Here is a 6,706-nt window from a genome sequence, read left to right as displayed (position 1 = left end):
GGCCTGTCCATGCTGGGCGACAGGAAGCCGAGTGCGCCGAACACCCCGGCGCCCGCACCACCGGTGACACCGCCCGGGCCCCCGCCCCCGCCCGCCCCGCCGCCGGCGAAGCCGGTCGTCGTCCCGCCGCCGGCGACGCAGCCCGACCCCGACGTCGAGCGGATCCACGGCACCGTGCTGAACGGGAAGTTCGTGCCCGCCGTTCCGAAGGATCCCGCTCCGGCGTCCCAGCCCAAGACCTCCACCGGAGGAGCCGGAAAGCGGAGCGGCCCCGCCACCGGCGAACGGTCGGGCGCGGAGCGCAAGGGCGCTCCCCAGCCCTCGAACCGCTGGCTGGAGCAGTGCCGCCGGGACAAGGAGAAGCGGCAGGAGGAGAACGACGCCGCCGTCCGGACGTACCTGGACGCCGGCGGCGCGATCGACTACATCACGGAGGGGACGGAACTGCACCACGTCGCCTCGGACAAGGACTCGAAGTACAGGCCCCGGTTCGAGGAGGTCTTCGAGGGCGCGAACGTTCCCGGAGAGCGCGCCCTGACGCTGGACAGCGAAGAGAACCTCGTCAGGATCGAGGGCCACCAGGGGCCGCACGGTGAGAACTACCACAAGGCCGTCCTCAAGCGGCTCCAGGACGCCGTCGCCGGCAAGGCCTCGTGCACCCCCGAATACCGGGCAGCGCTGACGGACGCGCTGAAGCTGCTGAAGAAGGACCTGCAGAAGAAGGGCAGTTACCTGAACCGTCTCGTGACCCGCAAGTGAGCCGGGCGGGGCGGGGGGGGGGCGCCGCCCCGCCCCCGCCCGCAGAGACGTCACGACGTCCGCGTCACCTCGTACTGCCACACCAGCAGCAGGTCCACCACCGCGTCCGGATTCAGGCCGCCGTCCTTGCGCAGCCGCGCGTCGAGCCCCTGCAGAGGGAGGGTCACCAGCCAGTCCTCGTCGTGTTCGGCGACCTGCCCTTCGGCGTCGAGGCGGGCCCGCGGCTGGCCCTTCAGCTGCGGGTCGGCGGTGAGCGGGGCCGGGGTGGCCCGGCCCTGGGGGGAGGTCAGCGTCACCGTCAGATCGCCGGTCCCGCCCGCGTAGCAGTCCACGTACCGCGTGGTCCCGTCGGGGACGAGATCCGTGGACAGCACGAGGACGATCTGCGGATCGGCGAGCTTGATGGCGTCGTCGCCGAACAGGCGGGGGAACCAGCGCTTGGACACGGCGAACCGCAGCGCCGGGGTCGTCCCGCTCACGAACCGGTACCACTGGTCGCCGAGCTCGCGCCGGGCACTGAACGCCCGCAGCAGCCCATGGCCGCCGTGGGCGTGCAGCCAGCCGTTCAGGCCGTCGCGGAGTTCGAAGACGGCCCGGTCGGCGAACTCGGTCCCGCCGTCGCGCGCGGTGTAGCGCAGGTGCATCACCACGTCGGCGATCGACTCGTAGTCGAACTGGCGGAACTCATCGGGAAGGCTGAGCCGCCACTCGCCGATCACGCCCGAGCCTTCGAACGGAAGGAACCGCTCGTCGCGCAGATTGGTCTCGAACAGTCCGCCGTCGTCCTGCCCGGTGCTGGTCACGACCGTCTGGACCGGCCCCGAGTAGTCCCGGAAGCGGGCGTCCGGGGTCTGGCGCGCATAGTGGCCCCCCGTCAGCCGGGGGTCGGTGCGCACGCTGCTCCGCATCAGCGCGGCCGTCAGGTTCACGCTGGTGTACGGCCCGCTGACACAGGGCACCGTGAAGCTCACCGTCTTGATCCGCCGCAGGTAGTGGCCGGGCGCGTCCAGGTCGAACAGGGCCTCCGGGAGCGACACGTAGCAGCTGCCGGTCTCCTTGAGCGCCAGCAGGGCGGTCGGGTCGAGCTGGGCGAGGGAGACCGCCTTCGACAGTTCGAACTCCCGCGCGTTGCCCGCGAGATATGCGGCGTCCAGCCGGTTCAGGTCGCCGGCGAGCCGTTCGCCCGCGAGGAGGCCCTTGCGGAGGCTGTCCCAGTGGCCGAAGCGCACCAGGGACGGTCCGTCGGCGCCCAGCTCGTACCGCATCGCCTGCTCGGCCCGCTTCGCCGTCTCGTACGCGAGCTGGTACGCCTGGAAATAGGACGTGGAGAGCTGCCCCGCCATCCAGTCGTACAGCTCCTGGCCGGTGTACTTGTCGTGCAGGAAGCGGTCCGCCTCCCGGGTGTGGGCGGCCTGGAGGTCGTGGTTGGACAGCTCCCGCCGGGCGATCTCGTGGCGGACGACCGCGGCCGCGATCTGGGCGTCATGGCCGGCGATCTCCGAGTCGGCCTGGCCCTTCTGGAACTCCCACTCCTGCGCGCGCCGCTCGTAGCCGGCGAGCGTCGCGGCCAGCGAGGCCCCGGAGTGGAACGTGCCGGCGATCTGCGACAGCGAGCCCGACAGTCCCTTGAGCGCCTCGCCGAGGTTGGTGCCGCCCCACGTCGCGCCGATCGTGGTCGGCGAACCGAGCTTGAGCTCCGGCAGCAGTCGCATCACGCTGACCGTCATGTCGATGGCCGCCGCGATGAACTGGATGCTGATGCCGGTGATGCTGAGGGCCTCGTGCAGTTTCTCCCCGGCGTTCATCTTCACGCGCGTTGCGTAGTAGTCCTGTTTCTTCAGCGCCCCGGCGCGCGCCTGTTGCAGCCCCGCCACCGTGTGCGCGGCCTCGGTGACCTGGGCGTTGCGCACCTCCCGGGCCGCGTCGAGCAGTGCGGTCTCGTGGCCGGAGCGCAGCCGGGCGAGCGCTTCCGCGTCCCGCTTCTCCAGTGCGGCGAGCAGCAGCGCGCCGAAGGCCTTGACCTCGGCGGTGTACTCCCGGGCCTTCGCGACCATGGTGGTGAAGCGGTAGTGGGGGAGCGGTCCGCCCAGGTCCTCGGGGGCGGACTCCAGGTCCGCCCCCGCCGCCACGGCTCCGACGAGCAGAGCCGGATCGACCGGTGCGCCGAACAGCTCGAACGCGCGCTGGACGCCCTCGATGTCCTGGCAGTGCCGGATCTTGTACAGCCGGTCCTCGACGGTGTCCCAGTAGCCGAGCAGCTTGTCGTTGGGCGGGATGCGGAAGTAGCCCAGCCAGCCGAGGCCGAGTCCGGGCGAGATGCCTGCCGGCGGGGGCTGCGTCCCGTTCACCGGGACCAGGTGCTCGGCAGCGGTCACCGGGTCCGGCGCCGCCCCGCCGCGGGCGCGCAGCTCGGCGTAACTGAGCGGTGCGGGCTCGCCGGCCGGCGGTACGGACACGGGGCGCGGTCCGAGGAGTTCGGTGGCGAGCACGTACATCTGGGTCGCCAGGTTGACGGACTCAAGGGTGGCCTCGCGGAAGAGCTGGTCGCCCCAGGAGATCAGGTTGTCCAGGTACCGCATCACGACCGCCTTCTGGTAGGCGGTGGTGCGGAACTTCGCGACCACGTCGGGCTGGAACGGGTGCGCCAGCCATTCCTCGACCCGGCGCTGCTCGTCCGTGTCGCCCCGCGCCAGGCGATCGAGGACCTCCTCGATCCGCTGCCGCTGGTAGTCCGTCTGCAGGTGGAACGGCTTGGTGATCCAGTAGCGCGCGGGAGAGTCGCCGCCGGTCCGCGCGGTCGGATCGAAGATCTTGTGGAACCACTGCTGCGCCTCGGCGAAACGCTGGTTGTCACCCAGCCGCTGTGCCATGAGGAGCGGGATGTGGAAGAACAGCTCCCAGTTGTAGTCGGCGTACGTGCCTTCCGGTGTGAAGTCCACATCGCCCTCGGAGGGGCGTTCCGGCGAGACGTTGTTCTGCGGATCGTACGAGGCGAAGTCGAACAGCGGCCAGTGTGCGCCGGGGTCGAGCTGGACCGACCGCTCGAACAGGGCCTTCGTGCCGCCGTTGTCGAGGAGGCTGAGGAACAGGTTGACCTGCGGGTGGTACATCGCGGTGAACCGGAACAGGGGCTTGGTGGTCCGCAGGTCCGCCGTGACGTGATAGCTGCGGGAGCCGTCGGTGACGGTGGCGGAGTCCTGGAACCAGCCCGTCGCCGAGGCGAAGGTGACCGGCAGCTGGATCCGGAAGAGATGGCTGCCCAGCGGATTGCCCAGGACCAGGTCGGAGCCCCAGAACTGGGTCAGTTCGGGGAGGTGGACCCGGTCGCGGTACCCGGGCGGCATGTTGACGGGGTGGTGCTGGACGAACTCGTTGTTGATGTTCGACGTGTCCACCGGTGCGATGAACCTCTGGCCCCTGCTCCCGTGCTGCGGGTCGTCCTCATGGACGAAGAGCGTCGGGACGGTGCTCACCGCGCCCGTGCGCGGGCCGAACCGGAAGGCCCCGGAGACGGTGCCCCGTGCGGGGTCGGGGTTCACGTAACTGGCCGTGTTGTGCACGCTCCAGACCGTCAGCTCCCCGCTGCCGGGGTCGATCTGCGGGTAGAAGCGGTAGGGGCCCGTGGTCTGGAAGGGATCGTTCTCGTCCACGGGGATCCTCTGCGGCCACTTGAGCGTCGTGATCGTGTCCTGGGTGATCCGCTTCGGCTGCCACGCACCGTTGGCGTACCGGGTCCAGTTCAGCTGGATCTTCCAGTACGGGTCGGGCGCGTCGAGCGCCGTCTCGTCCCTGCCCTCCACGGGCAGCGTCGTGATCGCCTTGGCGTCCCCCACCTTGACGAACGTCGGCCACATCAGGTGGAGGCGCTTGTTCCACACCACGGGCACCAGCGCCGGGGTGTCCATGTCGAGATCGATCTTCTCCCAGGGCGTCCAGGTGGTGCGGTTCTTGATCCAGCGGCGGTGGTGGAAGGTGCGCGGCGCGGACTCGGTGCACGCGAACAGATGCGCCACTTCGGTGCCCGTGGACCAGTCGTGGTGGATGGCGCACGGGTGGAGCCGGGCCACCGAGTCGAGCCGGTCCACGTAATTGCGGTAGACCTCCTCCATGCTGTCGCCGATGACCTCCCGTTGCATCAGCTCGTTGCGCAGACTGGTGAAGAACGGGGAGGCGCCGGCCCGCAGATCGGGCTGGAAGTAGTTCTCCGGGTACAGGAAGACCTTCTGGTTCGCCTCCCACAGCCGGTAGCGCTTCATCCACTCCCACTGTTCCCAGGTCTCGTCGTCACCGGGCTGCACCCGGACCTCCAGGCCGAGCAGTACCCGCTGGACGAAGAGCTGGACGGTGTTGATCGCCTGTGCCATCCGGGTGGTGAGCCGGCAGCTGCCCGTCTCCACGTCGAGCAGGAAGTGGTCGAACAGGCCGTTGACGTCCGTCCAGAACGGGAATCCGACGGAGGTGGTCAACGGGTGGGCGACGAGGTAGGACACGAGCGCGGCACGCTGCCGCTCGCGCAGCGCGTCCGCCACCGGAACGGCGGCGGACAGCCAGTCCTCGGGTGAATGGCGCGCCCTTGCCGTCATCATCGCCGAATGCACGATGTCGACGGGCAGCACCGAAGGGATCCAGGCCTGCGCCCGCGCCGCCGAGACTCCCAGCCGGCGCAGCAGCGAGACGGCCGCCCGCAGTTTGCCCAGGCCCCGCTCGTCCGCGAGCTCCCCGGGCACGGTGATCTCCAGCATGCCGCCCGCGCACAGGACTTCGAGGTCGTCCCTGTTCCACCCGGTCCGCTCGCTCAACGTGTCGAACACCCGGTACCCGGACGCTCCGGGCCCGCGGCCGGCGGCGAGCACGGCCCCGAGGGTGCCCGAGCCGCCGGGTACGGCGTCGCGCAGCGCGAGCAGATCCAGCAAGCGGACGAACGGCCGGTACAGCGGGGACGGGCCCTCGACCGGTGACGGTGGCAGCGCCGCCGGATCCAGCCAGCCGGCGCCCGCCGCACATCCGATCACCCAGGGCAGTTCCGCACCCGTCACCCGCAGCCGCGACAGGGCCAGGGCGACCCGGTGCAGCAGCGACAGGGCCGTGAACTGGACCGGGAAGCCCGTGCGGGAGACGGACACCGCCTGGTCGCTGCCGACGAACGCGGGCGTGAGGAAGTCCAGGACGAGCGGACCGTTCTCGGACAGAGCCCGCAGCCACGTCCCGAGCAGGGCGTCCGCGGCGGCCGGGTCGAGACCGGCCGCCTGGCCGAGCTGGAGCTTCACGGTCGTCCCGCCGAGTTGTCGGCGCAGCTCCGGCAGGAGGACCGACAAGGCGATGCGGAAGCGTTCGGAGGCTGCCAGCGGGTGGTCGAACAGGGCGCCGGCGTGCGACTCGTCCAGGAACCGGTTCTCCTGCTCGACCGGCTCTTCCTGCACGCCCTGGAGCAGGTGCACCGCCTGCTGGAAGTCCTCGTCCGCGGAAGCCGAGCCCAGCGCGTCGATCTCGTCCTGACTGCGGTGGCCGCGGGAACACAGCGTCCGGGCCGACGGGTCGTGGAACACCTTGCCGACGAGCTCGGGCGGCAGGACGAGATCGGCGGGCATGGCCGCCAGGGGCGTCCGGTGGACGGGGATCCGGAAGGCGTTCATCTGGTCGGCCACGAACTGCCGGGGCCCCGCGAACAGCCTCCGTACGACGATGCCCCACAGCTCACCGGAGCCCAGGGCGTACATCCGGTCCTTCTGGTCGAGCGTCATCGGCCCGGTGAACCGGAGCGTTCCCTGCCCGTCGGGGCCGGGCTCGAAGCGCACGGGCAGATCCGCGGGGTACGGACGGGCCCCGACGTCGTTGGCGACCGGGGCGGAGTAGACGGCGGTGCCGAGCAGGGTGGCGACGGCCTCCTCCACGCGGGCCGGTTCCCAGCCCAGCAGGGAGAGCTGCCGGATCGTCAGCACGCCCTTGT

2 protein-coding genes are annotated in these 6,706 nt (G+C 70.7%); one reads left to right on the top strand and one right to left on the bottom strand.

The genetic code is table 11. From position 1 onward, the window contains the following. A partial coding sequence (locus ACFXA3_RS30805; RefSeq protein WP_385191986.1) for an AHH domain-containing protein occupies window positions 1-759 on the top strand: 759 nt, incomplete at its 5' end. 50 nt (window positions 760-809) lie between these two features. On the opposite strand, the gene ACFXA3_RS30800 is transcribed toward ACFXA3_RS30805, so the two are convergent. Next, window positions 810-6,698, bottom strand: coding sequence for a neuraminidase-like domain-containing protein (locus ACFXA3_RS30800; RefSeq protein ID WP_385191983.1), 5,889 nt, complete (start codon window positions 6,696-6,698; stop codon window positions 810-812). Between the last annotated feature and the right edge of the window lie 8 nt (window positions 6,699-6,706).

Source organism: Streptomyces sp. NPDC059456 (assembly GCF_042750055.1).
Classification (GTDB): Bacteria; Actinomycetota; Actinomycetes; order Streptomycetales; family Streptomycetaceae; genus Streptomyces.
Note: the sequence above shows the minus strand (reverse complement) of the source record. Positions and strands in the feature narration are given on the sequence as shown.